Origin of the sequence: Chelativorans sp. ZYF759, assembly GCF_012911015.1 — a bacterium.
Classification (GTDB): Bacteria; Pseudomonadota; Alphaproteobacteria; order Rhizobiales; family Rhizobiaceae; genus ZYF759.
Window position 1 is genome coordinate 537130 of sequence record NZ_WVVV01000001.1, and the last position, 25431, is coordinate 562560.

Below are 25431 nucleotides of genomic sequence, written 5' to 3' on the forward strand. Positions count from 1 at the left end.
CTTTCCTCGTCTCAAAAACATGCCATTCAGCGAAGCTCGCGCTGCGGCGACCGCCCGTTCATGTCGCTCAAGTGGCTATCACGACGAAATGTTCAAGATAAGGGGTTCATGCCCGGTCGCCTTGACGAAGCGCAAGAGGTCGGCGCTGGCAATCGAGGTCGTTGCCTCGTTGGTCAGGGGATGCGCGTTGACCGTATCGGCTTCGGCCAACGCAGCGTCGAGAACGAAGCGCACCTTGCCCTGCCTGTCGTTGAGGAGACCGAAGGCCGTGACGGCGCCCGGCACGACACCGAGATATTCCATCAACATCTCGGGCTTGCCGAAAGAAACGCGGCCCGACGCACCGATCAGCGTATGAATGCGCTTGAGATCGATTTCCGCGCGTTCCTCGACGGTTACAAGGAAGTGGGCATCCTTGCGGTCGCGCAGAAACAGGTTCTTCGTGTGTGCACCGGATATCTGCCCGCGCAATGCCTGGGATTGCTCGACGGTGTAGAGCGGCGGATGGGTAACCGTGGTCGTTTCGATGCCCAGTTCTTCCAGAAACCGGAAGAGATTGCTCGCCGCCTCATCCATGTCGCTCCTCCGCGGGTGAAGACCGCCGGACGAACGCAGCGGTGAGTATGTTGGCGACCCCGGCAGGATTCGAACCTGCGACCCCAGGATTAGGAATCCTGTGCTCTATCCTACTGAGCTACGGGGCCGATCGGCCATGGCCTGGCTCCGGCCAGTCATTGAACGGAGCGGCATGTACATAAACGCTTCGCCTAGCTTCGCCAATAGCTCGCCAGCCGCTCAGGCGGCAAGCGTGGTTTCGGCGAGCTTGACCCAATATGAAATGCCCGTCGGGATGATCTCGTCGTTGAAGTCGTAGGCGGGGTTGTGAAGGGACGCCGTATTGCCATTGCCGAGGAAGATCATCGCCCCCGGCCGCTTCTGCAGCATGTAGGAAAAATCCTCGCCGCCCATCATGGGTGGAAGATCGCCATCTGCGGCGTCGGCGCCCGAAATGGCCGCGGCGACCGACAGCGCAAGGGCTGCTTCGGCCTCGTGATTGAAGGTGACGGGATAGTTCACGTCGATTTCCACCTCCACCATGGCGCCGGCCGCAGCCGCAATGCCCTGGCAAATCGCCGTCAGGCGTTCGCGCGCCTTGGCACCGACCGCATCATCCAGCGAGCGGATCGTGCCCGCGAATTCGGCCGTATCGGGGATCACGTTATAGGCATGGCCGGCATTGAACTTGGTCACCGAGATGACGAGCGAGGCGACGGGATCCAGATTGCGCGAGGTGATGGTCTGGAGGGCGGCGACCATCTGACTGGCGGCCACGATCGGATCGACGGTCTCATGGGGCATGGCCGCGTGGCCGCCCCTGCCGGTCACCTTGACCTTGAACTCGGCGGTCGCGGCCATAATGGCGCCGGGGCGCAAGGCAAAATGGCCCACGGGCCTGCCTGGCAGATTGTGCATGCCAAAGACGCTCTGGATGCCAAAGCGCTCCATCAGCCCGTCCTGGACCATGGCCAGTCCGCCGCCGCCGCCTTCCTCCGCCGGCTGGAAGATGACTGCGACGGAGCCGGCGAAGTTGCGCGTCTCGGCCAGATATTTCGCAGCGCCGAGCAGCATGGCCGTGTGGCCATCATGCCCGCAGGCATGCATCTTGCCGGGCACCGACGATGCATAGGGCTTGCCCGAGAGTTCGGTGATCGGCAGCGCGTCCATGTCGGCGCGAAGGCCGATCGTCGGACCGACGCCGCGCGAGCCGCGGATGATGCCGACCACACCTGTTCTGCCCATTCCGGTGACCACATCGTCGCAACCGAACGCGCGCAGCTTTTCCGCCACAAATGCCGAAGTCTCGTGCTCCTGGTAGCCGAGTTCGGGATGGCGATGGATGTGCTGGCGCCACTCGGCGACTTCATCCTGCAGTTCGGCGGCACGGTTCAAAATCGGCATTGGGGATTCCAGCTTGCGGACGGCCGTCTTACGCGAGCGTGATCGCACGCTCTTTGCCATGATGGCGTCACATGGGATAACTAGGCGACCGGCGTCGGGCGACGCTGACCACCATTCGGTCCTGCGAGATTAACGACGCCCGCACCATGACGGCAAGAGGTGATTTGGATGGCACTGGCGAAGATCCTGTTCGGCATTCGATCGGCCCTGATAGCAGCCGCGCTTCTCGCTGCGGGGCCCACGGCAGCGGCTCCCACCATCCTGGTCGATCTGAAAGATGGGCGTGTACTGGCGCAGGAAGACGCCATGCGGCCCTGGTTCCCGGCGTCCCTGACCAAGCTGATGACCACCTATGTCGTGTTCCGGGCGATCGAGGCCGGCGAGATTGACTTCGATTCACCAATCGAGATGACGGCGCGCGCTGCCCAGGAACCTCCGTCCAAGATGGGTTACCCGCCGGGCGCGCTTCTGCGCGTCGACACCGCGATCCGCATCCTCATGGTGCGCTCGGCAAATGACGTGGCAACCGCGATCGCCGAGAATATCGGGGGGTCCGAAGAAGCTTTTGCAGCCCGGATGAACGCCGAAGCACGGCGTCTCGGCATGACCGGGACGCAATATGCCAATGCCCACGGGTTACACTCCGACCGCCAATACACAACCGCGCGCGATCAGGCTTTGCTGGCCATGGCGATCCGGCGCGATTTTCCCGAACACGCGCATTTTTTCTCCATGGAGGCGCTTAGCCAAGGCGCCAACATCATGCCCAACCACAACGATCTCATCGCCCGCTTCGTGGGCGCCGACGGCATGAAGACGGGTTATACTTGCCCTTCCGGGTTCAATCTGACGGCAACGGCGACGCGCGGCGAGCGGACCATGCTTGCGGTGGTGCTCGGTGCCTTCTCCCCCGACGAGCGCGCCGATACGGCGGCCGACCTACTTGCACGCGGCTTCGGCATCGATGCGTCCGAGGCGCCGCTGATCTGGAATCTCGCGCCCGATGGCCCGGTGCCGGAGGCGGCCCCCAACATGCGTCCCATCGTGTGCACCGAGGAGGCCCACAAGAAGCGGATGGAACGTCGCGGCGAGGAAGGGCGTCCGGTCTATCTCTCCTCGCACATCGCCGAACTGACGCGCGATCGCGAGGCAGTCGAGATCAGTCTCGGCGGAACGGAAGGCCCCGTCATGCGCCGCTTCGCCAACGTACCCTTGCCGAAATTCCGGCCGGAAGGCGGCGCGATGGAAGCCGCTACCGAGGCAGTGAGCGCCTCTGTCGGGGAAGCGAGCGGTGATTCCGAACAGCAGGCCGTGCGTCCAGGCGCCGGCGAGCCGGTCCCCCCGATCCCGTTGGCGCGGCCCGACCGCCGCTCCGAGTCGCGGGCGGATGCCGAGGGAGGCTGAAACCGTGCAGTATTTCGAACCCGTCGCCGTCGCGGTTCTGACCGGCTTTCTTGGCTCCGGCAAGACCACCCTGCTCAACCGCCTCCTGAAGGCTCCCGGAATGGAGGGAACTGCCGTCATCGTCAACGAATTCGGCGAGGTGGGGATCGACCATCTGCTGGTCGAGCAGGCGGTGGACGGCGTGATCGAACTCTCCGATGGCTGCCTGTGCTGCACGGTGCGCGGCGAACTCGTCGACACGCTGGCTGACCTGATCGACCGCATGCAGACCGGCCGAATCCCGCCGCTCAAGCGGATCATCATCGAGACCACCGGACTGGCAGACCCCGTGCCGGTGCTGCAGTCGATCCTCGGCCACCCTGCGCTGGCTGCCGCCCTGCGTCTGTCGGGTGTGGTGGCCACCGTCGACGCGCTGAATGGAGAGACTGCCTTGACGGGCCACGAGGAGGCCGTGCGCCAGGTGGCCGTCGCGGACCGCATCGTGCTGACAAAATCCGACATCGCGCCGGCGAGCGGTGAACTGCTTGCACGGCTGAAAACACTCAATCCGCGCGCCGAAACGGTCATGGCTGCCGATGCCGCGGTTCGAGAGCTGGTCGAGGCGGGGCTGCACGATCCGGCACCCCGTCAGGCCCGCCTCGCGGCATGGCTGGGCGAAGAGGATAACCATGACCATCATGATCACGGGCATCACCATGACGACCACGGGCACCATCATCACCACCATGATGACCGCATCACGTCCTTCTCGCTCGTCCATGACAAGGCGCTGACGTTATCCACCATCGAGATGTTTCTGGATCTCGTGCGGTCCACCCATGGCGACAGCCTCTTGCGCATGAAGGGGGTGGTGGAACTGGCAGAGGATCCCGAGCGGCCGTTGGTCATCCACGGCGTCGGCCGCTTCATCCATCCGCCTGCTCGTCTGCCTTCCTGGCCAGTCGGACCGCGGGGTGCGCGGCTTGTGCTGATCGGCATGGATCTCGACCGCGACCACGTGGAGCGGCTGTTTTCCGCCTTTGTCGGGAAGCCGTCCATCGATACGCCGGACCGTGCGGCCCTCGAAGCCAACCCACTCGCCGTGCCAGGGTTTCCGGGCCGCTGAGGCTTCAATGCTTGCGTGATAGTTCCCGCGTCGCCGCGTCGAGGCCCGACAGCGTCAACGGATACATGCGGTCGGAAAAAAGGTCGCGGATCATCTGGATCGAATGGGTGTAGCCCCATTGCTTCTGCGGAACCGGATTGATCCACACCGCATTCGGCCATTGCCGCGTGGCGCGCTCTATCCAGGCCGCTCCCGGTTCCTTGTTCCAGTGCTCGACCGAACCGCCCGCATAGGCGATCTCGTAAGGGCTCATCGAGGCGTCGCCGACGAAGACCGCCTTGTAGTCCGACCCGTATTTGTGAAGCACATCGAGGGTCGGGATGACCTCGGCATGACGGCGCCGGTTGTCTTTCCACACACCCTCGTAGAGGCAGTTATGGAAGTAGAAATACTCCATCTGCCGGAATTCCATGCGCGCGGCCGAGAACAGTTCCTCGACCACGCGGATGTGGTCGTCCATCGAGCCGCCGACATCGAAAAACATCAGCAGCTTGACCGAGTTGCGGCGTTCCGGCCGCGTCCTGACGTCGAGATAGCCGTGCTCGGCGGTCGAGCGGATGGTCTCGGGCAGGTCGAACTCCTCCTCCGCGCCCTCGCGCACCCAGCGCCGCAGCCGCTTGAGCGCCACCTTGATGTTGCGCGTTCCGATCTCGACCGAATCGTCGAAGTTCCTGAACTCGCGCTTGTCCCAGACCTTGACCGCACGCCGGTGACGGCTCTCGGCTTGCCCGATGCGCACGCCCTCGGGATTGTAGCCATAGGCGCCGAAGGGCGAGGTGCCGGCGGTGCCAATCCATTTGGATCCACCCTGGTGGCGGCCCTTCTGTTCCTCCAGCCGCTTCTTCAGCGTCTCGATCAGTTTCTCGAAGCCGCCAAGCGACTCGACCAGCTTCTTTTCCTCGTCACTCAGGTGCTTTTCGGTCAGTCGGCGCAGCCATTCTTCAGGCAGGTTCGCGACATCGACGGCCCCTTCGCCGGAGACGGCCTCCAGGCCCTTGAAGACGTGCGAAAAAACCTGGTCGAACCGGTCAATGTGGCGCTCGTCCTTCACCAACAAGGCTCGGGCCAGATAATAGAAGCCTTCCACGTCGTAGGTGACGAGCCCGGCTTCCATGCCTTCCAGCAGCGACAGGTATTCCCGCAGCGAAACCGGAACCTTGGCTGCTTTCAGCTCGAGGAAGAAGGGGAGGAACATGCGTATCAGTTCCGCTGGTACTTGATGAACGGGGTCAATCTCGCGACCCGATCATAAAGCCGTCGCGCGGTATCATTGAAGTCCTGTGTCATCCAGTAGACATTGGCTGCACCTGCGGCGTCTGCCTCGGCATAGACGGCCTCGATCAATGCGCGCCCGATGCCCGTGCCACGGACCTCGGGATCGGCATAGAGGTCCTGCAGATAGCAATTGTCGCCAACCGCCCAGCAGGTCCGGTGCATGATGTAGTGAACCAGACCGACCGGTTTTCCGTCGACCAGGGCGATCATGCCCTTCGGTTCGAAATGGCCGCTGTCGAAGAGCCGTGCCCAGGTCGTCGCGTAAACCTCTTCGGAAACGCAACTCTCGTAGAAATCCAGATAGGCCGTCCACAGCCGTCGCCATTCGGCGTGGTCGGCCTTTTCAAGCGCACGGATCGTGATCCCGGCCATTGCGCTCACTGCCTTATCCCTGGCGCCGCGCCATGAAGGCCAGCCGCTCGAACAGATGCACGTCCTGCTCGTTCTTCAGAAGCGCGCCGTGAAGCTTGGGCAGCGCGTTCTTCGGGTCGGCACGGAGGTCCTCGGGCGCAACGTCCTCGGCCACCAGCAGCCTGATCCAGTCGAGCGCTTCGGATGTCGAGGGCTTCTTCTTCAGCCCCGGCACGTCGCGGATTTCATAGAACTGGGTGAGTGCGGCGCGCACGAGGTTCTGCTTGATGCCGGGATAGTGCACGTCGACAATGGCCTGCAGCGTCTCGATGTCGGGAAAGCGGATATAGTGGAAGAAGCAGCGGCGCAGGAAGGCGTCCGGCAGTTCCTTCTCGTTGTTGGAGGTGATGATGACGACCGGGCGCTGTTCGGCGCGGATCGTCTCGCCGGTCTCATAGACGAAAAACTCCATGCGATCGAGTTCCTGCAGGAGATCGTTGGGGAACTCGATGTCGGCCTTGTCGATCTCGTCGATCAGGAGAACCGTCTTCCTGCCGGCCGAGAAGGATTCCCACAGCTTGCCGCGCTTGATGTAGTTCTTGATGTCGTTGAAGCGCTCGTCGCCGAGCTGGCTGTCGCGCAGGCGGGTCACTGCGTCATATTCGTAGAGCCCCTGCTGGGCCCGTGTGGTCGACTTGACGTGCCATTCGATCAGATCGAGCCCCAGTGCGGACGCGACCTGGCGCGCGAGTTCTGTCTTTCCGGTACCCGGTTCGCCCTTGACCAGCAATGGGCGTTCCAGCGCGATCGCCGCGTTGACGGCCACCATCAGGTCCTTGTCGGCGACGTAGGTCGCCGTTCCTTCGAAGCGCATTCGGTCAATCCCTTGGGAGGTGTCGTCGATTGGTGCCGAAACTAAGGAGGCCATTCCTGCATGGCAAGGCGCAATGCCACTGGCGGGGCGACGCTGTCGGGACTATATTCGTTCCTGCGATCTGCGCTTCACGACAGGAGTAACACTTCCCTGGGGCCTTATTGATCCATAGGGAGCTGTCCCTGGGAGGACCCGTGGGTCCTTTCACACGGCGCCCACCTACTTTGTAGGCACCCAGGATCAATCTCTCCATCGGTCGTCGTGGATCGTTCCTTCCCGTCCGGCTTGCGCTTCCCCGCTTGAAGCGGCGCCCCGCATAGGGCATGCCTGGCGCCGTTCCAAAATGGAGCCGCCGATGAGCCACCCCGTCACAGACGACAAGAAGCGCTTGCGCGACGACGCGCTTGCAAGACGCGACGGTCTTGATCCTCAGTACCGCGTCGAGGCATCCCTGCGGATCGCCGAAGTCGGCGCGGCGATGGATTGCGATCCCGGCGACATCGTTTCCGGCTTCTGGCCGATGCGCTCGGAGGTCGACGCCAGGCCGCTGATGTATGCTCTGCGGGAAAGGGGCGCCAGACTCTGCCTGCCAGCCATCCTCGACAAGGAAACCATTGTCTTTCGCGAACTGGTGCGCGGCGCCGAGATGGTCGACATGGGATTTGGCACCGTCGGGCCCGGCGAGGAGGCCGCAGTGCTCGATCCCACGATCATGCTCGTGCCGCTGGCGGCCTTCGATGGTGAGGGGCAGCGGATCGGCTATGGTGGCGGGTATTATGACCGCGCCATCGCCCGCCTTCACGCCAGGGGCCTGCACCCGCGCCTCCTCGGCATCGCCTTCGACTGCCAGGAGGTCGCGCATGTTCCCGTCGAGGCGCACGACATCCCGCTGCCGGGCCTGCTCACCGAAACCGGCTTGCGGCGCTTCGGGGCGAAGGGTTAAAGCAGGCGCATGAGAGTTCTCTTTCTGGGTGACATGGTGGGCCGCACCGGCCGCACGGCGGTCTGGGAGCGTCTGCCTGCGCTCATCTCCGATCTTGGGCTGGACTTCGTCATCGTCAATGGCGAGAACGCGGCCGGGGGCTTCGGCATCACCCAGGAGATCTATCAGAACACGCTCGATGCCGGGGCCGACGTGGTGACCACCGGCAACCATGTCTGGGACCAGCGCGAGGCGCTCGTATTCGCTTCGAGGGAAGACCGCTTCCTGCGGCCGCTCAACTTTCCTGCCGGCACGCCGGGCCACGGCATCGGTGTTTACCAGGCCAGGAACGGTGCGCGCATTCTCGTTTCCAACATCATGGGTCGGGTCTTCATGCATCCCGACCTGGACGACCCCTTCGCAGCGGCGGAGAAAATGCTGACCGACAGTCCCATGGGCGACGCGGTCGATGCTGCCATCGTCGATTTCCACGCCGAGGCGACTTCGGAGAAGATGTGCTTCGGCCATTTCGTCGACGGGCGAGTCAGCGCGGTCATCGGCACCCATACCCATCAGCCGACCGCCGACCATCAGATCCTCGACGGAGGCACCGGCTACATTTCCGATGCCGGGATGTGCGGGGACTACAATTCGTCGCTCGGTATGGACAAGGAAGAACCGCTCAACCGCTTCCTTTCCAAGGTGCCGAGAAACCGTTTCGAGGCGGCCAGCGGCCCTGCCACCATCTGCGGGCTGGGCCTGGACATTTCCGACCGCACCGGGCTGACCGAGAAGATCGCGCCGTTGAGGCTCGGCCCCCGGCTGGAAGAGACTGTTCCGTCATTCTGGGCGTGAGCCGGTCCCGCCGGGGCAAGAATCAAGGAGAGAGTCATGAGCCAGAACGAGCAGCAGCGTGCGCTCGATCGCGTCTATGCCGCGACCAATCCCGAGGAGCTTGCCGACGGCTATGCGGATTGGGCGGCCGCCTATGACCGCGAGACCATCGAACTCGGCTACTGCCTGCCTTTCGCAATAACGGCCTGGGTGGCACGGCATGTGCCCAAAGACGCCGGCATCCTTCTCGATGCCGGCTGTGGGACCGGACTGAGCGGCCCGCTTCTCGCTTCGCTCGGATATGGTGACCTCGCCGGGCTGGACCTGTCGCAGGAAATGCTCGACATCGCCGCGTCGCGGGGCTGCTATTCCGATCTGCGGCAGGGGGAGCTCGGGCAAGTGCTGCCCTGGCCGGACAACCATTTCGCTTGCTTCCTGTCGACGGGCGTCTTCACGCTCGGACACGCGCCCGCCTCGAGCCTGGACGAACTGGTGCGCATTACCCGGCCTGGCGGCCATGCCATTTTCACGGTCCGCGACAAATTGCTGGAGGGCGACGCGTTTCCAGCCAAAATGGACGCACTTGTGCGCGATGGCCGCTGGCGTCTCGTCGAGGAAAGCGGGCCTTTCCGTCCTTTCGTGCTGGCCGAGCCGCAAGCGATGAATTCGGCCTTCGTGTTCGAAATTCTGTAGAGGCGGGAACCTCCGAGGCAGATTCGCGTAATCACGAAAGTTTCACCGGAATCTGCTTCGTGAACGACGTCATCGCAGACTTTTCTCACACGACCTGGCTGCCCTTCCCCGTGATCGCGGCCAGACTGTTGCTTGCGGCGGTGCTCGGAGCCGCCATTGGCTTTGAGCGGGAATGGCGCCATCACCCTGCCGGGCTGCGGACGCATATGTTGGTGTCGCTCGCGTCGGCCTCCTTTGCCGTGCTCGGCATCGAGATATTGCACAGCCCCCAATTCGACGAGGATTCGGCCCGCCTCGATCCCACGCGCATCATCGAGGCCATCACGGCGGGCGTCGCCTTCCTCGCTGCCGGCTCGATCATCTTCGCGCGCGGCCGCGTCAAGGGACTAACCACCGGTGCAGGGCTCTGGCTCGCCGGGGCAATCGGCCTGGCCGGCGGCCTCGGACTCTGGCAAGTCGCCATCTTCTCAAGCTTTCTGGCGCTCGTCGTGTTAGGATTGATGAGCGGTATCGAGGCGCCCAAGCGCGCAGAAGACGAGCGCAAGGATCGAGAGCGCGAGTGAGAGCGCGTTGCCCGGCGCGTGAAAGATTGATATTGAGCGCGGATGAACGATATGACGCTCATGGACGCGCAACAAGCATTCGTGCTGCAGGACCGCAAGCGGCTGCCCGGCCGCTTCTTCGCGCGGCTCGTGGGCGCGCCGACCAGCCGACTCGGCTGATGTAGGCGCCGGCCGGCGGCGTGAGCCCGGCACAGCCAACTCCAAGTACCAGTTCGGGAACAGAACCATGAGCGCACCGCGCACCCTTTACGACAAGATTTTCGACGAGCATGTGGTCGACCGTCAGGACGACGGCACGTGCCTTCTCTACATCGATCGCCACCTCGTGCATGAGGTTACCAGCCCACAGGCCTTCGAGGGACTGCGCATGGCGGGCCGTCAGGTTCGCCAGCCGGAGAAGACCCTCGCCGTGGTCGATCACAACGTGCCGACCTCGCCGGATCGAGCTCTCGGCATCAAGAACGAGGAAAGTCGCATCCAGGTCGAGGCGCTGGCGAAAAACGCCGCCGATTTCGGCGTCGAATATTATTCCGAAAAGGATCGCCGCCAGGGCATCGTCCACATCATCGGTCCTGAGCAGGGCTTCACCCTGCCTGGCATGACGATCGTGTGTGGCGACAGCCACACATCGACCCATGGCGCCTTTGGCGCGCTGGCCCACGGCATCGGCACTTCCGAGGTCGAGCACGTGCTGGCGACCCAGACGCTGATCCAGCGCAAGGCCAAAAACATGCTGGTGCGTGTCGACGGCCAACTTCCGCCAGGCGTCACCGCCAAGGACATCATCCTCGCCATCATCGGGGAAATCGGAACCGCCGGCGGCACCGGCCATGTCATCGAGTTTGCCGGCGAGGCGATCCGGTCGCTCTCCATGGAAGGCCGCATGACGGTCTGCAACATGACCATCGAAGGCGGGGCCCGCGCCGGACTGATCGCGCCCGACGAGGTGACTTTCGCCTACGTCAAGGACAAGCCACGCGCGCCCAAGGGCAAGGCCTGGGACATGGCACTCGAATACTGGCGGACGCTGAAGACCGACGAGGGCGCGCACTTCGACCGCACCGTGGTGCTCGACGCGGCCAATCTGCCGCCCATCGTTTCCTGGGGATCATCGCCCGAGGACGTGATCGCGGTCACAGGCGTCGTTCCGGATCCCGAATTGATCCCGGAAGAGAACAAGCGCGCGTCGAAGAGGCGGGCGCTCGAATATATGGGCCTGACCCCCGGAACGAAGATCACCGACATCGAGCTCGACCGGGTTTTCATCGGCTCCTGTACAAATGGCCGTATCGAGGATCTGCGGGCCGCTGCCGAGGTGGCGAAGGGTCGCAAGGTCGCAGAGCGGGTGAGCGCCATGATCGTGCCTGGCTCGGGCCTGGTAAAGGAACAGGCCGAAGCAGAAGGTCTCGACAAGATCTTCATCGAGGCCGGTTTCGACTGGCGCGAGCCGGGCTGCTCGATGTGTCTGGCGATGAACGACGATCGGCTGAAGCCCGGCGAGCGCTGCGCTTCGACCTCGAACCGCAATTTCGAGGGCCGGCAGGGCTTCAAGGGTCGCACGCATCTGGTTTCGCCGGCCATGGCGGCGGCAGCTGCGATAGCAGGCAAGTTCGTCGACATCCGCGACTGGCGCTGAAGCTGCCCTGCCCGTTTCGGGGGCCGGCATTGCCCGGCTCCCTTAACCCCTTTTTTGCGCTTGGCCGGTAGTCTAGCCGCCTATCCCAAAGGCGGACTTGGTTTGGCCACCGACACCATCACCATCATTGCACTCATTAATCCGGCGGTCTGCGCGATCCTCGCGACGGCGCTGCTGGTGTTCTGGAACAACCAACGCCAGCGCAGCTATATCGCGGTCCTGAGCGCAGCCTTTGCCTTTCTGGCGGCCGGGTTCGCGCTGCAGTTCCTCGCCGTCCAGTCGGGCGGTCCGGCGCTACGCCTGCTGGCCAATAGCCTGCTAATGTTCGGGACCGCGACACTGGTTCTGGGCGTTCTCGGTCGCGTCGAGAGGAAGCCGCCGCTCGTCAGGATCCTCGCGATCGTCGGTGCGACGCTTGCCGTCTATCTATGGTACCTCCTGATCGAGCCCCTGACGGTCGCACGCGTCGTGACCATCAATTTTGGCGGCGGCTTTCTCGTCCTGCTCCTGGTTGCGGAGCTCGCGAAGACAGGCAGTCGAAAGCCGGTCGATCGCTTCCTTTTCTGGTTCTTTGCGGCCTGGGGCGTCCAGTTTTTCCTGCGCACCGTGTTGGCGGTGCTCTACGAGGCAGACGAGATTGCCGACGCCAACTTTTTCGCCACGCTCTATTGGGCCACATTGACGTTCTCGATCGCCTTCTTCCTGCTCATCTTCGCCGTGGTGATCGTGGCGGCCATCGCGGTCGACCTGCAGGAGGAACTGCGGACAGAATCCTTCACGGATCCATTGTCCGGGCTGCTCAACCGTCGCGGCTTCAACAAGCGGCTGGAAGAGGCCCTCAACGACGCGCGCGCGAAAGCCATGCCGCTTGCGCTCGTCGTCGCGGATCTCGACCGCTTCAAGGAGGTGAACGATCGTTTTGGCCATGCAGTCGGTGACAGTGCGATCGTCAGCTTCTCCAACTGTCTGCGCCAGGTGATGGGCGGCGAGCACGTCGCAGGGCGAATGGGAGGCGAGGAATTCGCAATCCTGCTGCGCGGCGCCGATATCCGCATGGCGCGGCTCTTTGCGGAGGGGCTTCGAACAAATTTCGCTGGACTGGTCATCCCTGGCCTGCCTGTCGGCCATACACTGACGGCCAGTTTCGGTGTCGCGGTTCTGCAGCCGGGGGAGGATTGGGAGGATCTGTTGAAGCGGGCGGACAGAGCATTGTATCGGGCCAAGGAGGAAGGGCGCGACCGCGTCGTGGTGTGCACCCACACGGATGACGGCGCCGTCGCCGCCGACAACAAAACAGGTCGCCGACCCTTGATGCGCGATGGTTCGTCGGCCGCCGCGCAACCGGGCGATTAACCACTTCTTCGGAGGTTACGCCTAGGTTTCTTGACGAGGTCGGGGGACGCAGATGAGTGGCGCCAGTGTAATCCTGTTCGTCAATCTCATGGTTGGCGGTCTTCTGACCGCCTTTTTCCTTGTGCTCGCGCTTTACGACCGTCGGCTGGTATCGGCGCGCTGGTTCGCTGGCGCTTATGGCTTCGGCGTCGCCTATATCGTCGGCGAGTTCATAATTCCGTTCCTCGTCGATGCCACCCCGGTGAGCATACTGTCATCGTCTTCGATGGTCGTGGCGCTGGCGCTGCTCAACATAGGCATTGCAAGCCGCTACAAGGTTCGCCCTCCCCTCCTGTTCCTAGGCATCGCGTTCGTGCTGAGCGTGGGCGTCTTTGCGGTTACGGCGGGTATGCCGCGGGACTCCATGGTGCGGAACTTTCTCTACCAGACGCCCTTCTTCGCCATGCAGGCGGCGGGTGCCTGGATCGTGCTGTCGGGCCGGAGTCGCAAACTCATCGACCTGGCGCTGGCGTCCTTCCTGGGAATGACGTCGCTGCACTATTTTTCCAAGCCCTTCGCGTCCATCCTTCTGGGCGGCCCGGGCGCGAGGCCGCAGGATTACATCGCCACGGCCTATGCCATGTTCTCGCAATCGATGGGCACGGTCTTCGTGCTCGCGACGGCGCTAACCCTCATGGCGCTTCTGGTCAGCGACCTGCTACGCGATGTGACCTGGCGTTCCGTTACCGATCCCCTGTCGGGGTTGCTCAACCGGCGCGGGTTCGAGGAGAAGCTTGCCGAAATGCTGGCCAAGCGCGGGTCCAGCGGTCCCCCGCTCTCGCTGGTGTTCATTGATCTCGACCGCTTCAAATCCATCAACGACACGTTCGGCCACGCTGCCGGGGATCGTGTGATCGAAACGTTTGCCGACATTTTGCGCGAGGCCTCCGCCGGGCTGCACGTCATCGGCCGCGTCGGCGGTGAGGAGTATGCGGTCGCGCTGTCGCATTGCAACGCGGCGACAGCGCAGCTGTTCGCCGAAAGCGTGCGTGCGGCGTTCGGGGAAACCCAGGTCGACGGCTTCCCGGAAGGACAGCGCTTCAGTGCGAGCTTCGGGGTGGCCACTCTCGATGGGCCCGAAACGCCGTCGGCGCTGATGGAACGCGCGGATGCAGCCCTCTATGAGGCAAAGCGCGCTGGCCGCAACTGCGTGAGGCTGGCATCGGTCCGCGCAGACGGGCCGGTCCCTCTACGCGTTGTCAGCTGACTTTCGTCAACGACTGGCGATCGAAGGCGCGGACGTGACCAGCCTGTAGCGGGCCATTTCCTCGCGTGTCAGATAGTAGAGCTGCCGAGGCGGCGTATCGAGGGCATGCAGCCAGACCGCCGCATCCACACCCATATCGCCCAGATGCCGTGAAATGCGCGCGGTCGTGATCTGGGCATCGGACATGGCCTGAGCGGGTGCGGTGGAACTGCCGGAGGGTGCGTAGAACTGGTGCAGCCCGATCGCCGCCTTTTCGCCCGCCGCACGCGTTACCCCTCCAGCGAAGACGAGGGGGCAGGAAGATGCGCACAGCGCGCCGTCCAGAACCTCCGTCCTGTATTCACGTTCGCGCACCAGGCGCGCCATGGCCATCGCGTCCTCGAGCGACCCACCGGGCGAATTGAGACGAACCGTCGAAACATATTCGCCGCGCGCCTCGACTTCCGCGCGGAAGCGGGCGGCGGCGCCCTGTTCGATACTGCCTTCGGCGAGAAGAATGCCGCCAGGCAGGAGTTCGAACCGTATCTGTCCACGCAGCAATCCGTCATCCGTCGTCAGGTGCTCGCGCGGGTCCGCCGAAGGCAAACCGCTCGACCCCGTCTCGACCGCCGGCGGGAGGACGGGAGCCGTGACAGCCTCCGTGGCGCCGGTTCCGCTCGGCCAAATCCCGCCATTGCGGTCGACCATCTCGTAAAGGTCGATGGCAAGCACGGCGATCGCCCCGACCAGAAGCCCACGGAACGACCAGCGCATGAGTTCGCCATCGTCGAAGCGCTCGAAATAGGACAGAAGAGCGTTGCGGCGCGGCGGCTCTTCTGGATGCGGATCGGGGATCTTGCTCATGGGTCGAGCCTCTTCCTTTCGCCCAGCGACAGCGGGGTGACGTTTTCCGCCGTCGAATGGCCGGGCATCGGGTTGGGCGCAGCATGCGCTGGAACGGGCCGTGTCTCGGTGTCGGGCTGGGCCGGGGCCGCAGCCTCGGTGGGCGCGGGCGCCTGTCGACGCGCAGCGATCGCCTCGTGCAGTTCCCAGGAGCGCAGCAGGTCGGCCGCCGTCATCCGCTCCGCCTCGTGCAGGCCTTCCTCGTTGCGGCGAATGGTGGCGTGGACCACGGCCATGATGGCGACCAGCACGCCAGGGAGGAGGTCGATCGAGATGGCGCCGGCCCAGCTCGGCAGAAAGCTCGAGGCATATAAAAGCACCGCTTCAGCAGCCGAGAGCGGCACGTATCGCCTTTCGCCCACGCGTGGCTGAGCCATGATCTCCGCCGCTGCCTCCGACAGCGCCGTCGACTGTGCTGCCACGGAATTGCGAATGGTTGCCATCACCTGGTCCTGGCGGCCCATCAGATCGGCGCTGCGTCCATCGGCGACCGGGGCGATGAAGCCGGCGGAAAGATCCTGCGCGGCGCGGGCGACGGAAGGCGCGATCGAGGTCTGCTCCAGCGAGGCAATGACGCCCGACAAGGCCACCGCCTCCTCGCCGAAGGAGTCGGCGCGCGGCGCCACTGGCCCGGAGCCTGACACCAGGCCGCGCATGGTGGCCAGATGCGCCTGGCCTTCCTCGAACAGGCTGCGAACGGTTTCGCGGTTGCCCTGGATCGTGGCCTCCAGCTCGCGCATCTGCGCCGACATCTGGCTCAGGAGCTGCACCACCGAACCGGCGCCGGACGAGCCGGTCAGCGCGCCGGAGTTGCGCTCCTCTTCGGCCAGCCGAGCGAAGCGCTCGGAAGCGCGCTGGATGTCGGGCAGAAGCGACAGGGCGGCAAGGGCGTTGGAATGGGCCTGGTCGAGATCAGCTGTATAGCCTTCCTGCGTGCTGGCCAGATGCTGTTCGATCGCGGCCGAACCGGCCAGTGCGGCGGCATTCAGCCAGGACGACATCGCCACGATCATCAACGACCCGATCGCCATGACCACGAAGAGCGAGACGCGAGCCATGGCATCGCGCATCTCCGGCAGGAACCGGATCATGTAGGTCCAGAATCCGTAGATACCCACGGATACCGCGGCCGAATAGACGATGGCGGCGAAGAAGACGAGACCAGCATCGCCGTCAAGCAGCGAGCGGACGCCGAGATAGGTATAGACGCCGCTGGCAAGCGCGAGCGTCGCCAACACAAAGCGCGTCATGGTGCTCAGCGAAGAGATGTGTTCCCTGAGCTGGCGGGCGGAAGAGGCATTGCTCATGGCGTCGTCCTTTTCCTTACCAATGCCTTAATGAGTGTGACCAAATGAGGGCCATTGCGGCTCACCTGCACGGTCCCGCGATGACGGGCACAGCCCCCTCCGGGAGGCCGTACATGTAGCTGCGACCGTGCACGATGGCAGGCTCGCGGAAGCAGCGATAGACGTGGCGGACGCGGTAAGGCTGCTCGTCCAGATAGACGATACGAGGCCCGGCCTCGGCGGCCTGCGGCGGGACGCGGTGGCCCGCACCGACCACAATGCGCTTGTAGCCCGCGCGGCTATGGATGATGAGGTTGCCGTAACTGTCGGCAAATACGCGCTCTCCACCAGGCTCGATGACGCCGGCAGATGCGGGCGCAGCCATGGCGAGCGCGGCGGCAATGGCCAAGCTCAAGGCGGGCAGCTTTCCGATCATCCTGGGCATTCCTCCGTGCAGGCGCGCATCGAATGGAGAAAGTTAACGCTTTCTTAACCTTTGTCACGGGGTGCAGGCCTCTTATGAGGCGGGTTTGAGTGGCAATTGACAAACATGGTTAATTGGGTTCTCCACTTCCAACATGTCCGATCAGTCGAACCCGCACAGCATCGATATCTCGCTTCTCGGCCTCGCTCAGGCTCACGAATTTGCGCCGCTACTGGCGGATTACGTCCAGGCATTGAAGCGCGGCGCACCGCGCCGGCCCGACGATTTCTACGCCGAGACGATCCTGCAGGACGCAACGGTCAACGTGCTGGGAGCCCGCCTCGACGGCAAGCTGGTTGGCTTTGCGATCTTCCACGACTTGCCCGATCCGGTTTCGGGACTTCGGTCCGGCGTCGTGGATCACCTTTTCGTGCACCATGAGCATCGCGGCCAGGGGATCGCCCGGGCTCTGATCGACCTTCTGTCGGACGAGGCCGAATCGCGCGGCTGGGCAAGGCTGGTGCTCAATGCCCCCCGGCAGCCGGAGGACGGCCGCAAGCTCTACGAGCAGATTGCGGCCCCGGCCGACTGGACCAGCCATGTGATCCGGTTCGATGTGGGGCAGTGAGCGGCGCCATGCCGCTCACATTCCTGTGCCGGCGAAACAATTTCCGCCTGAAATCCAAACTGATGGGCCGAGGGTTGATCGATTGCTCCCGTCCGCGTAGCTCTCCCCGCCATGATTCCGCTCCTCTCCACCCGACTGTCAGCCCGGCTGATCCTTGCACTGCCGCTGGTCGCCACGCTCGCTTCCGGATGTGTTGCCAATGGGATTCCATCGGAGACGCCTTCCCAACCGAGAGCCATCGACCTCAGTTTCGACTGCGGGGGTGGCGAGAGGCTCAGGCTCACCGGCGATGGTGCCAGCCTCGTTGCGACCGATTCCAGCGCGACAACGGTGCGTCTTTCGGCTTCGCCTCCGGGGCAAAGCAGCCGCTACGGCGCCGATGGTCATGCACTGGTGATCAACGAGCGCGAGGCGCTCTGGATGCGAGCGGGGGCCACGCCGATGACCTGCCGGCGCTGACCGCCAAACGCTTCAATCGGTTGAAGTCCGGAACTTGCTGCAAGCACTTTCGGCTGCGTCATTTTCCGGCTTTGACGCAATGCAAAATGCGCACTAAAACCCCGTCAGCCAGCGCGCGGCGATCTCCGCGGCGCTTCTTGCCGTTTCGCCACGGCCAGCCAACCGGGGAAGACATGTCCAGACCCACAGCATCGCATGCAAGACCGCTGTCTCCGCATTTGCAGATCTATCGCTTCATACCAACCATGGCGATGTCGATCCTGCATCGCATTACCGGCAGCGCACTCTATTTCGGTACGCTCATCATCGTCTGGTGGCTGATTGCCGCGGCCACATCGCCCAGTCATTTCGAGACGGTCAACTGGGTGCTCGGGTCGCTCATCGGGCGGCTGGTGCTCTTCGGCTACACCTGGGTTCTGATGCACCACATGATCGGCGGCATTCGCCATCTCGTATGGGACACCGGACTCGGTCTCGAGAAGTCGTCTTCGACGCGCATCGCGATCGCCATGCCCTTCATCTCGGTCGCCCTGACCGTGCTGATCTGGGTGGTCGGCTACATGGTCAGGGGAGCTTGAAGATGGCCCGTTTTCGTACCCCGCTCGCCGTTGTTCGCGGCCTGGGCTCAGCCAGGGAAGGCACGGAGCACTTCTGGCGCCAGCGCCTGACAGCCGTCGCCAACGTGCCGCTCGTCCTGTTCTTCGTCGGGCTGATGGTCGCTCTCAACGGCGCGTCCCATGCCCAGGTGGTGGCCACGCTCGCCAATCCCTTCGTGACCATCGTGATGCTGCTCGCGCTCGCCTCGATGCTCTACCACATGAAGCTCGGCATGCAGGTCGTCATCGAGGACTACGTTCATTCCGAACCGTTGCGCACCATCCTGATCATGCTCAACATCTTTTTCCCACTCGTGGCGGGACTGGTTTCGGCCTTTGCCCTGCTCAAAATCTCGTTCGGAGGCTAAGTCGTGGCTGAAAACGGCACAAACGGAGCTGCTCCGGGTATCAATGGCAAGGCATATCGCACGGTCGACCATTCCTATGACGTGGTGGTCGTGGGCGCCGGCGGCGCGGGACTGCGCGCCACGCTCGGCATGGCCGAGCAGGGTCTGAAGACGGCCTGCATCACCAAGGTCTTCCCGACCCGCTCCCATACGGTCGCCGCGCAGGGCGGCATCGCAGCCTCGCTGCAGAATATGGGCCCGGACAGCTGGCAATGGCACATGTACGACACCGTCAAGGGGTCGGACTGGCTGGGCGACGTCGACGCGATGGAATATCTCGCGCGCGAAGCCCCGGCCGCCGTCTACGAGCTCGAACATTACGGTGTGCCTTTCAGCCGTACCGAGGACGGCAAGATCTACCAGCGGCCCTTCGGCGGCCACATGCAGAATTTCGGCGCGGGGCCGCCCGTCCAGCGCACCTGTGCGGCAGCCGACCGTACCGGCCACGCGATCCTGCATACGCTCTACGGCCAGTCGGTCCGCAACAACGCACAGTTCTTCGTCGAATATTTCGCGCTCGACCTGATCATGAGCGATGACGGCGTGTGCACCGGCGTGGTGGCCTGGAACCTCGACGACGGCACGATGCACCGTTTCGCAGCCAAGATGGTGGTTCTTGCGACCGGCGGTTACGGCCGCGCCTATTTCTCCTGCACCTCCGCCCATACCTGCACCGGCGACGGCAATGGCATGATCGCCCGGGCCGGCCTGCCGCTCCAGGACATGGAGTTCGTTCAGTTCCACCCGACCGGCATCTATGGCGCCGGCTGTCTGATTACCGAAGGCGTGCGCGGCGAGGGCGGCTATCTGGTCAATTCCGAAGGCGAGCGCTTCATGGAGCGCTACGCGCCCTCGGCCAAGGACCTGGCCTCACGCGACGTCGTCTCGCGCTGCATGACCATGGAAATTCGCGAAGGACGCGGCGTCGGCAAGGAGAAGGACCACATCTTCCTTCATCTGGACCATCTCGACCCGGCCGTGATCCACGAGCGGCTTCCCGGTATCGCCGAATCGGCCAAGATCTTCGCCGGTGTCGACGTGACCCGCGAGCCGATCCCGGTGCTGCCCACCGTGCACTACAACATGGGCGGCATTCCGACCAATTATTGGGGCGAGGTGCTGGCACCGACGGCCGATGATCCGGATCGCGTGACGCCCGGTCTGATGGCGGTGGGCGAGGCGGCCTGCGCCTCCGTGCATGGCGCCAATCGCCTCGGCTCAAACTCGCTTATCGATCTGGTCGTCTTCGGGCGCGCCGCGGCCATCAAGGCAGGCCAGGTGGTGGATCGGGATTCCAAGGTCCCGCCGGTCAACGAGATGGCGTGCGAGCGCATCATGGACCGCTTCGACCGCCTGCGGCATGCCAATGGAGGCACGCCGACCGCGCAGCTGCGCGACAGGATGCAGAAGGCGATGCAGGAGGAGGCGGCCGTTTTCCGTACGCAGGAGACGCTGGCGGAAGGCTGCAAGCGGATTTCCGAAATCTGGAGCGGCCTGAGCGACATCAAGGTCCATGACCGGTCGCTGATCTGGAATTCGGATCTGGTCGAGACGCTGGAACTGGAAAATCTGATGGCCAATGCCATCACCACCGTCTATGCGGCCGAGGCCCGCAAGGAGAGCCGCGGGGCGCATGCGCGCGAGGACTTCTCCGAGCGCGACGACGCCAACTGGCGCAAGCACACGCTCTCCTGGGTGGACGAGGCCGGCAACGTCAAGCTCGACTACCGCGCCGTGCACACGGAGCCGCTGCTCGGGCACAATGAAGGCGGCATCGATCCGGCCAAGATTGCCCCGCAGAAGCGCGTCTACTGATCGCGAGGAAACATGGTTCAGCTCACACTTCCCAAGAACTCGCAGATTCGTGACGGCAAGGTCTGGCCGAAGCCCGAGGGCGCGGCCAATCTGCGCGAGTACAAGGTCTATCGCTGGTCGCCGGATGACGAGGAAAATCCGCGCGTCGACACCTATTATGTCGATGCCGACGATTGCGGGCCGATGATCCTCGACGCGCTGGTCTGGATCAAGAACAAGATCGACCCGACGCTGACCTTCCGCCGCTCCTGCCGCGAAGGCATCTGCGGGTCCTGCTCCATGAATATCGACGGGACCAACACGCTGGCCTGCACCAAGGGTGCCGACGAGGTGTCGGGTGCGGTCAAGGTCTATCCGCTGCCGCACATGCCGGTGGTCAAGGATCTGGTTCCCGACCTCACCGTGCCCTACGCCCAGCTCTCCTCGATCCAGCCCTGGCTGCAGACGGTCTCGCCCGAGCCCGCCAAGGAATGGGAGCAGAGCCGCGAGGACCGCGCCAAGCTGGACGGGCTTTACGAGTGCATCCTGTGCTTCTGCTGCCAGACGTCCTGCCCGTCCTATTGGTGGAACGGCGAGCGGTATCTGGGTCCGGCCGTGCTGCTTCAGGCCTATCGCTGGCTGATCGACAGCCGCGACGAGAACACCGGCGAGCGCCTCGACAATCTCGAGGATCCTTTCCGGCTCTATCGCTGCCACACGATCATGAACTGCACCCAGGCCTGCCCCAAGGGCCTGAACCCGGCCAAGGCGATCGCCGAGATCAAGAAGATGATGGTCGAGCGGCGGGTCTGAGACCGGTGCATGGCGGGTCTGGAGACGCCGTCACGCAAGCGTGTTGACGGGTTGCGTTGAACCGGAGGCCGTTCGGGTGCGTAATGGCTTCCGAACGGAGGATCCAGAATGATACGCGCTTTTGCCCTCGCCCTGTCGCTGACCCTGGCTGGCGCTACGTCCACACTTGCCCAGGAGCCGGCACAGGCCATCTTCGCCGGCGGTTGCTTCTGGTGTGTCGAATCGGATTTCGACAAGGTGCCCGGCGTGCTCTCCACGACCTCCGGCTATATTGGCGGAGAGAACGAGAACCCGACCTACGAAAACCACACGGCCTATCGCCACCGCGAAGCCGTCCTGATCGCGTACGACCCGGCGCGTGTGACCTACGAGCAGCTGTTGCACTCCTTCTTCCGGTCGGTCGATCCGCTCGATGCCGGCGGCCAGTTCTGCGATCGCGGTTTTTCCTACAGCACGGCCGTCTATGCGGTGGACGAGACGCAACTGGAGCAGGCGAACGCCGCCAAGGCCGAGGCCGAGGCCACCCTGGGGCAGGAAGTCGCGACAGATATCGTGGCGGCCCCGACCTTCTGGCCGGCCGAGGAGTACCATCAGGATTATTATCGCAAGAACCCGCTGCGCTATTCCTTCTACCGCAATGCGTGCGGTCGAGATCAGCGGGTCAGGGACGTCTGGGGCGACCAGGCGCTTTCCGGCATCGGCGGGAGCTGATCTCATCGAGGAGCATGCGCGTCCGGCCGGCCTCTGACGGACAGGTCACGGACGCGCCTCCCCTCGAAAGGAGATCAGCGGCGGCTGGCTGACAGTCGCTCGGCGGCTATTTCCTGCGCGATGTCGTTGGTCGGGCGCCGTTCGGCGTCGGATCGACGGAAAATGTCGGCAAGCACTTCCGGAATGCGAGCCACCCGTGCCATGGCATCGGCGCGGTCGTACCCGCCCGGCGCCAATTCGGCCGCGACATTGATCAGTCCGCCGCCATTGATGACGTAGTCCGGTGCGTAGAGGATGCCGCGTTCCATCAGTAGCCGGGCATCCTCGTGACGGGCAAGCTGGTTGTTGGCCGCGCCGGCCACGATCTCTGCCTGGATGTGCGGGATCGTTTCCGCGGTGAACAGGCCACCCAGCGCGCAGGGCGCTAGCACGTCTGCGTCTACAGACAGGACCATGTCGGTGGTTGCGGCCGTGGCACCGAGAGACTTCACCGCGTCTCGGACCCGCGCTTCGTCGAGGTCCGCCACAATCAGCTTCGCGCGCTCCCGGTGGAGTTTGTCGGCAAGGGCGCGTCCCACCGAACCCAGCCCCTGCACCGCGACCCGGATTCCCTCCAGCCGGTCGGAGCCGCGCCGGTGGGCAACGGCAGCCTTCAGGCCCAAGAACACGCCCTGCGCGGTCACCGGCGAGGGGTTGCCGCTGCCGCCTTTGGTCGTGCCGGTGACGTTGGGGGTGCGTTCGCGCAGGAAATCGGCGTCGGCCAGCGTCAGGCCGACATCCTCGCCCGTGAAATACTGACCGTTGAGGGCAAGAAGCATCTCGGCATAGGCCTCGAGGAGCGCTGGGGTCTTGTCGGTCTTCGAATCGGCGATGATCACCGCCTTGCCGCCACCAAAGGGCATGCCCGCCACCGCGGACTTCAAGGTCATGCCGCGCGAAAGACGCAGTGCGTCGGTCAGGGCGGCGTCGAAACTGTGGTGCGGCCAGACCCGTGTGCCGCCAAGTGCCGGGCCGAGCGAGGTATCGTGGATCGCCACAATGGCCGTCAGCCCACGCTCCGTGTCCTGTCCGAGCCATATCTGTTCGTGATTGTCGAAGGCCGCGAGCGCGCTGGCGCGGGCTGTGATGTCGCTGAGTACAAGCGACGACCCCGCTCTGGGGTTTCTGAGACTGCGTGTTTCGCGCATCTGCAACATGTCGTTCCTCCCGGTATCTCACCTAGAGGAAGAATAACCAGAGCGACGCTTTTTTGGTTGCGAATGCGCCCGTCTGGCGGACAGCGCATTGCGCCGGAGACCCTCGCGCGTTGCGATTATTTCGCGCGAGGGCGATTTGCCGGCCGTCAGGCCAGGGTGGCGTCGAGCGAGATATCGATGGCGCCCAGCGCCTTGGAGACCGGGCAATTGGCCTTTGCCTTTTCGGCCAGTTCCATGAACTTGGCCTCCTCGATGCCGGGAACGGAGCCCTTCAGCGTGATGGCGCTGCCGGTGATGCCCGTGCCTGGCACCAGCGTGACCACCGCCTTTGCCTCCAGGCTGTCGGGCGGCGTGCCGTTTTCGGTCAGAAAGGCCGAGAGCTGCATGGCAAAGCACCCGGCATGGGCGGCTGCGATCAGTTCCTCCGGGTTGGTGCCCGCCTTGCCGCTCTCATCCTCGAAACGAGCCTTCACGGAATAGGGGGTGGCGGAGAGCACGCTGCTTTGTGAATCCAGCGTGCCGCTGCCTTCCTTGATGGTGCCTTTCCAGACTGCTGTGGCGTGTCGCTGCATGTGTCGTCTCCCTGTACCGGTCGGGTGTTGATGGCGCGATAGGCGCCGAGCCCCCAACATAGGGTCTGCAGGTGGCAGCGACCACCGTTGCCGGTCAGATCGCTTCGCCCCGAAGAAGTCGGGGGGCGGGTCCGGCCATCCCGGCAAGGCCCGAGGCCTGTCGGATGAAGAAACTCTTGAGGCCCGGCATGCGGTCCACCAGGCCCAGCCCGATGTCACGCACGGCGCGGATCGGCGCAATGTCGTTGGAGAACAGTCGGTTCAGCACGTCCGTGGTCACCCCCATCTGGAAGGTGTCGAAACGCCGCCAGCTCTCGTAGCGCTGCAGAATGTCGAGCGCGCCGAAATCGGTGCCGAGCCGGTCGGCCTCGACCACGACCTCAGCCAAGGCTGCTGCATCCTTAAAGCCGAGATTGAGCCCCTGCCCGGCGATGGGATGGATGCCATGGGCCGAGTCGCCGGCGAGCGCCAGCCGAGGGCGAACGAAGTCGCGAGCCAGGGTCAGCCCGAGCGGCCAGGCACGCGGCGTTCCCTCGACGCGTATCTCGCCGAGCTTGAGGCCGAAACGCTGTTCGAGCTCATGTTCGAAGATCAGCGCGTCTTCCTTGACCAGCCGATCGGCGTCCTCAGTCCGCTCTGTCCAGACGATGGATGATCGGTTGCCGGTCAAGGGCAGGATGGCGAAGGGGCCGGCCGGCAGGAAATGCTCCTCCGCGCGGCCGTTATGAGGGCGCTCATGAGCGATGGTGCAGACGATACCGGACTGGCCGTACTGCCACTCAACCGTCCGGATGCCGGCCATGTCGCGCAGGCGGGAGCGGACGCCGTCGCAGGCGATCACAAGGCGAGCCTCGAACGTCCGGCCGTCGGAAAGTTGAAGGCGCGCGTGGACGGGATCGATATCCAGCCCGGTTGCCGTCATTCCAGGCAGAATTTCGATGCCCAGTTCCTTCGCGCGACGGCGCAGCGCGCCATTGAGCGCGCGGTTGGGGACCATGTGCGCAAAGGGTTCGCCGGGGGCGACTTCGCCGTCAAAGGTGAGAAAAACCGGGCGAACAGGGTCGGCCGTCCGGGAATCCGTCACGATCATCTCGGTGATCGCCTGCGCCTCCGGCGCGATCTCCTCCCAGCAGCCGAGGCTCTCCAACATGCGACCGGCGGCAGCCGCGATAGCCGAGGCGCGCGTGTCGTTCTTCCAGACCTCCGGCGGCGCGGCGTCCACGACGACGACACTGAGACTTGGCCGGGCGGCGGCTATCGACACGGCGGTCGCAAGGCCGACATAGCCGGCGCCGACCACGACCACGTCGAAGGCTTCTTTCCCGCTCTCGCTGGTGGTCGAACTCACTCCGGTCATCGCCCGCACTCCGCTAGAATCTCACAAACCTTGACTTGCCACCCGAACCTGTCGGAAATCCGGCAGCCTCACTGGCAACGACATCAACCGA

Annotated in this window: 27 protein-coding genes, 1 tRNA gene and 1 other RNA gene; 17 read left to right on the forward strand and 12 right to left on the reverse strand. The window is 64.1% G+C overall.

Annotated features, from left to right (window positions below; translation table 11 throughout):
* Nucleotides 1–78: 78 nt before the first annotated feature.
* The 3 genes from GRZ55_RS02360 to GRZ55_RS02370 all read right to left on the reverse strand — a co-directional run bounded on the left by GRZ55_RS02360 (nt 79) and on the right by GRZ55_RS02370 (nt 1959).
* Nucleotides 79–576 carry a prolyl-tRNA synthetase associated domain-containing protein gene (locus GRZ55_RS02360; RefSeq protein WP_169285267.1) on the reverse strand — a complete coding sequence of 166 codons (498 nt, stop codon included), beginning with the start codon at nt 574–576 and terminating at the stop codon, nt 79–81.
* A 51-nt stretch (nt 577–627) separates the two neighbouring features.
* Nucleotides 628–704: transfer RNA gene (locus tag GRZ55_RS02365), tRNA-Arg, on the reverse strand.
* Between the two features lie 91 nt (nt 705–795).
* On the reverse strand, nt 796–1959 hold the full coding sequence (locus GRZ55_RS02370; RefSeq protein WP_169285268.1) for a M20 aminoacylase family protein: 1164 nt from the start codon (nt 1957–1959) through the stop codon (nt 796–798).
* Nucleotides 1960–2127: 168 nt separating this feature from the next.
* Between GRZ55_RS02370 and GRZ55_RS02375 the strand changes: the two genes are divergently transcribed.
* Together GRZ55_RS02375 and GRZ55_RS02380 are read left to right on the forward strand one after the other, a co-directional pair.
* Nucleotides 2128–3363, forward strand: a complete 1236-nt coding sequence (locus GRZ55_RS02375; protein WP_169285269.1) for a D-alanyl-D-alanine carboxypeptidase family protein — start codon at nt 2128–2130, stop codon at nt 3361–3363.
* Between the two features lie 4 nt (nt 3364–3367).
* Complete coding sequence (locus GRZ55_RS02380) at nt 3368–4468, forward strand: GTP-binding protein (RefSeq protein ID WP_368856571.1); 1101 nt, start codon at nt 3368–3370, stop codon at nt 4466–4468.
* A 4-nt stretch (nt 4469–4472) separates the two neighbouring features.
* On the opposite strand, the gene GRZ55_RS02385 is transcribed toward GRZ55_RS02380, so the two are convergent.
* From GRZ55_RS02385 to GRZ55_RS02395, 3 genes are read right to left on the reverse strand one after another with little or no spacing between them, the layout of a single operon-like run.
* Entirely contained in the window at nt 4473–5663 is a 1191-nt protein-coding gene (locus tag GRZ55_RS02385; protein ID WP_169285271.1) for a VWA domain-containing protein, read from the reverse strand.
* Between the two features lie 5 nt (nt 5664–5668).
* The gene (locus tag GRZ55_RS02390; protein ID WP_169285566.1) at nt 5669–6115 is read right to left on the reverse strand and encodes a GNAT family N-acetyltransferase; all 447 of its coding nucleotides are present in this window, start codon (nt 6113–6115) and stop codon (nt 5669–5671) included.
* 13 nt (nt 6116–6128) lie between these two features.
* Nucleotides 6129–6968, reverse strand: a complete 840-nt coding sequence (locus GRZ55_RS02395; RefSeq protein ID WP_169285272.1) for a MoxR family ATPase — start codon at nt 6966–6968, stop codon at nt 6129–6131.
* Nucleotides 6969–7083: 115 nt separating this feature from the next.
* On the opposite strand from GRZ55_RS02395, the gene ssrS reads away from it, so the two are divergent.
* The 8 genes from ssrS to GRZ55_RS02435 all read left to right on the forward strand — a co-directional run bounded on the left by ssrS (nt 7084) and on the right by GRZ55_RS02435 (nt 14215).
* Nucleotides 7084–7240: non-coding RNA, 6S RNA (gene ssrS, locus GRZ55_RS02400), on the forward strand.
* Nucleotides 7241–7323: 83 nt separating this feature from the next.
* Nucleotides 7324–7911, forward strand: a complete 588-nt coding sequence (locus GRZ55_RS02405) for a 5-formyltetrahydrofolate cyclo-ligase (RefSeq protein ID WP_169285273.1) — start codon at nt 7324–7326, stop codon at nt 7909–7911.
* A gap of 9 nt (nt 7912–7920) precedes the next feature.
* Complete coding sequence (locus GRZ55_RS02410; protein WP_169285274.1) at nt 7921–8745, forward strand: YmdB family metallophosphoesterase; 825 nt, start codon at nt 7921–7923, stop codon at nt 8743–8745.
* Between the two features lie 36 nt (nt 8746–8781).
* Nucleotides 8782–9417 (forward strand): class I SAM-dependent methyltransferase, encoded by a 636-nt coding sequence (locus tag GRZ55_RS02415; RefSeq protein WP_169285275.1) that lies wholly within the window; start codon nt 8782–8784, stop codon nt 9415–9417.
* Between the two features lie 59 nt (nt 9418–9476).
* A complete protein-coding gene (locus tag GRZ55_RS02420) occupies nt 9477–9980 on the forward strand; it encodes an MgtC/SapB family protein (RefSeq protein ID WP_169285276.1) in 504 nt (167 codons plus the stop codon).
* A 226-nt stretch (nt 9981–10206) separates the two neighbouring features.
* Nucleotides 10207–11616, forward strand: coding sequence for a 3-isopropylmalate dehydratase large subunit (gene leuC, locus GRZ55_RS02425; RefSeq protein WP_169285277.1), 1410 nt, complete (start codon nt 10207–10209; stop codon nt 11614–11616).
* Nucleotides 11617–11718: 102 nt separating this feature from the next.
* A complete protein-coding gene (locus GRZ55_RS02430) occupies nt 11719–12969 on the forward strand; it encodes a GGDEF domain-containing protein (protein WP_169285278.1) in 1251 nt (416 codons plus the stop codon).
* Nucleotides 12970–13021: 52 nt separating this feature from the next.
* Complete coding sequence (locus tag GRZ55_RS02435) at nt 13022–14215, forward strand: diguanylate cyclase (protein WP_169285279.1); 1194 nt, start codon at nt 13022–13024, stop codon at nt 14213–14215.
* Nucleotides 14216–14221: 6 nt separating this feature from the next.
* Here GRZ55_RS02435 and GRZ55_RS02440 read toward each other — a convergent pair whose 3' ends face one another.
* The 3 genes from GRZ55_RS02440 to GRZ55_RS02450 form a co-directional block, all read right to left on the reverse strand.
* Nucleotides 14222–14968: a hypothetical protein gene (locus GRZ55_RS02440; RefSeq protein WP_169285567.1), complete on the reverse strand. Its 747-nt coding sequence runs from the start codon at nt 14966–14968 to the stop codon at nt 14222–14224.
* Between the two features lie 86 nt (nt 14969–15054).
* On the reverse strand, nt 15055–16404 hold the full coding sequence (locus tag GRZ55_RS02445; RefSeq protein ID WP_169285280.1) for a hypothetical protein: 1350 nt from the start codon (nt 16402–16404) through the stop codon (nt 15055–15057).
* Between the two features lie 61 nt (nt 16405–16465).
* The gene (locus GRZ55_RS02450) at nt 16466–16819 is read right to left on the reverse strand and encodes a hypothetical protein (protein WP_246734458.1); all 354 of its coding nucleotides are present in this window, start codon (nt 16817–16819) and stop codon (nt 16466–16468) included.
* Nucleotides 16820–16961: 142 nt separating this feature from the next.
* Between GRZ55_RS02450 and GRZ55_RS02455 the strand changes: the two genes are divergently transcribed.
* From GRZ55_RS02455 to msrA, 7 genes are all read left to right on the forward strand, one after another.
* The gene (locus GRZ55_RS02455) at nt 16962–17435 is read left to right on the forward strand and encodes a GNAT family N-acetyltransferase (RefSeq protein ID WP_169285281.1); all 474 of its coding nucleotides are present in this window, start codon (nt 16962–16964) and stop codon (nt 17433–17435) included.
* A 111-nt stretch (nt 17436–17546) separates the two neighbouring features.
* Nucleotides 17547–17894 carry a hypothetical protein gene (locus tag GRZ55_RS02460; RefSeq protein ID WP_169285282.1) on the forward strand — a complete coding sequence of 116 codons (348 nt, stop codon included), beginning with the start codon at nt 17547–17549 and terminating at the stop codon, nt 17892–17894.
* A gap of 173 nt (nt 17895–18067) precedes the next feature.
* Nucleotides 18068–18472 carry a succinate dehydrogenase, cytochrome b556 subunit gene (sdhC, locus tag GRZ55_RS02465; protein WP_169285283.1) on the forward strand — a complete coding sequence of 135 codons (405 nt, stop codon included), beginning with the start codon at nt 18068–18070 and terminating at the stop codon, nt 18470–18472.
* Nucleotides 18473–18474: 2 nt separating this feature from the next.
* Nucleotides 18475–18858 carry a succinate dehydrogenase, hydrophobic membrane anchor protein gene (sdhD, locus tag GRZ55_RS02470; RefSeq protein ID WP_169285284.1) on the forward strand — a complete coding sequence of 128 codons (384 nt, stop codon included), beginning with the start codon at nt 18475–18477 and terminating at the stop codon, nt 18856–18858.
* 3 nt (nt 18859–18861) lie between these two features.
* Nucleotides 18862–20712 carry a succinate dehydrogenase flavoprotein subunit gene (sdhA, locus tag GRZ55_RS02475; RefSeq protein WP_368856572.1) on the forward strand — a complete coding sequence of 617 codons (1851 nt, stop codon included), beginning with the start codon at nt 18862–18864 and terminating at the stop codon, nt 20710–20712.
* Nucleotides 20713–20724: 12 nt separating this feature from the next.
* Nucleotides 20725–21504, forward strand: a complete 780-nt coding sequence (locus GRZ55_RS02480; protein WP_169285285.1) for a succinate dehydrogenase iron-sulfur subunit — start codon at nt 20725–20727, stop codon at nt 21502–21504.
* A 108-nt stretch (nt 21505–21612) separates the two neighbouring features.
* Complete coding sequence (msrA, locus tag GRZ55_RS02485; protein WP_169285286.1) at nt 21613–22215, forward strand: peptide-methionine (S)-S-oxide reductase MsrA; 603 nt, start codon at nt 21613–21615, stop codon at nt 22213–22215.
* A gap of 74 nt (nt 22216–22289) precedes the next feature.
* Here the strand turns inward: msrA and GRZ55_RS02490 are convergent, their stop codons facing one another.
* The 3 genes from GRZ55_RS02490 to GRZ55_RS02500 form a co-directional block, all read right to left on the reverse strand.
* On the reverse strand, nt 22290–23411 hold the full coding sequence (locus GRZ55_RS02490; RefSeq protein WP_169285287.1) for a Glu/Leu/Phe/Val dehydrogenase: 1122 nt from the start codon (nt 23409–23411) through the stop codon (nt 22290–22292).
* Between the two features lie 146 nt (nt 23412–23557).
* Nucleotides 23558–23983, reverse strand: coding sequence for an OsmC family protein (locus GRZ55_RS02495; protein ID WP_169285288.1), 426 nt, complete (start codon nt 23981–23983; stop codon nt 23558–23560).
* Nucleotides 23984–24077: 94 nt separating this feature from the next.
* The gene (locus GRZ55_RS02500) at nt 24078–25340 is read right to left on the reverse strand and encodes a ubiquinone biosynthesis hydroxylase (protein WP_169285289.1); all 1263 of its coding nucleotides are present in this window, start codon (nt 25338–25340) and stop codon (nt 24078–24080) included.
* Nucleotides 25341–25431 lie beyond the last annotated feature (91 nt).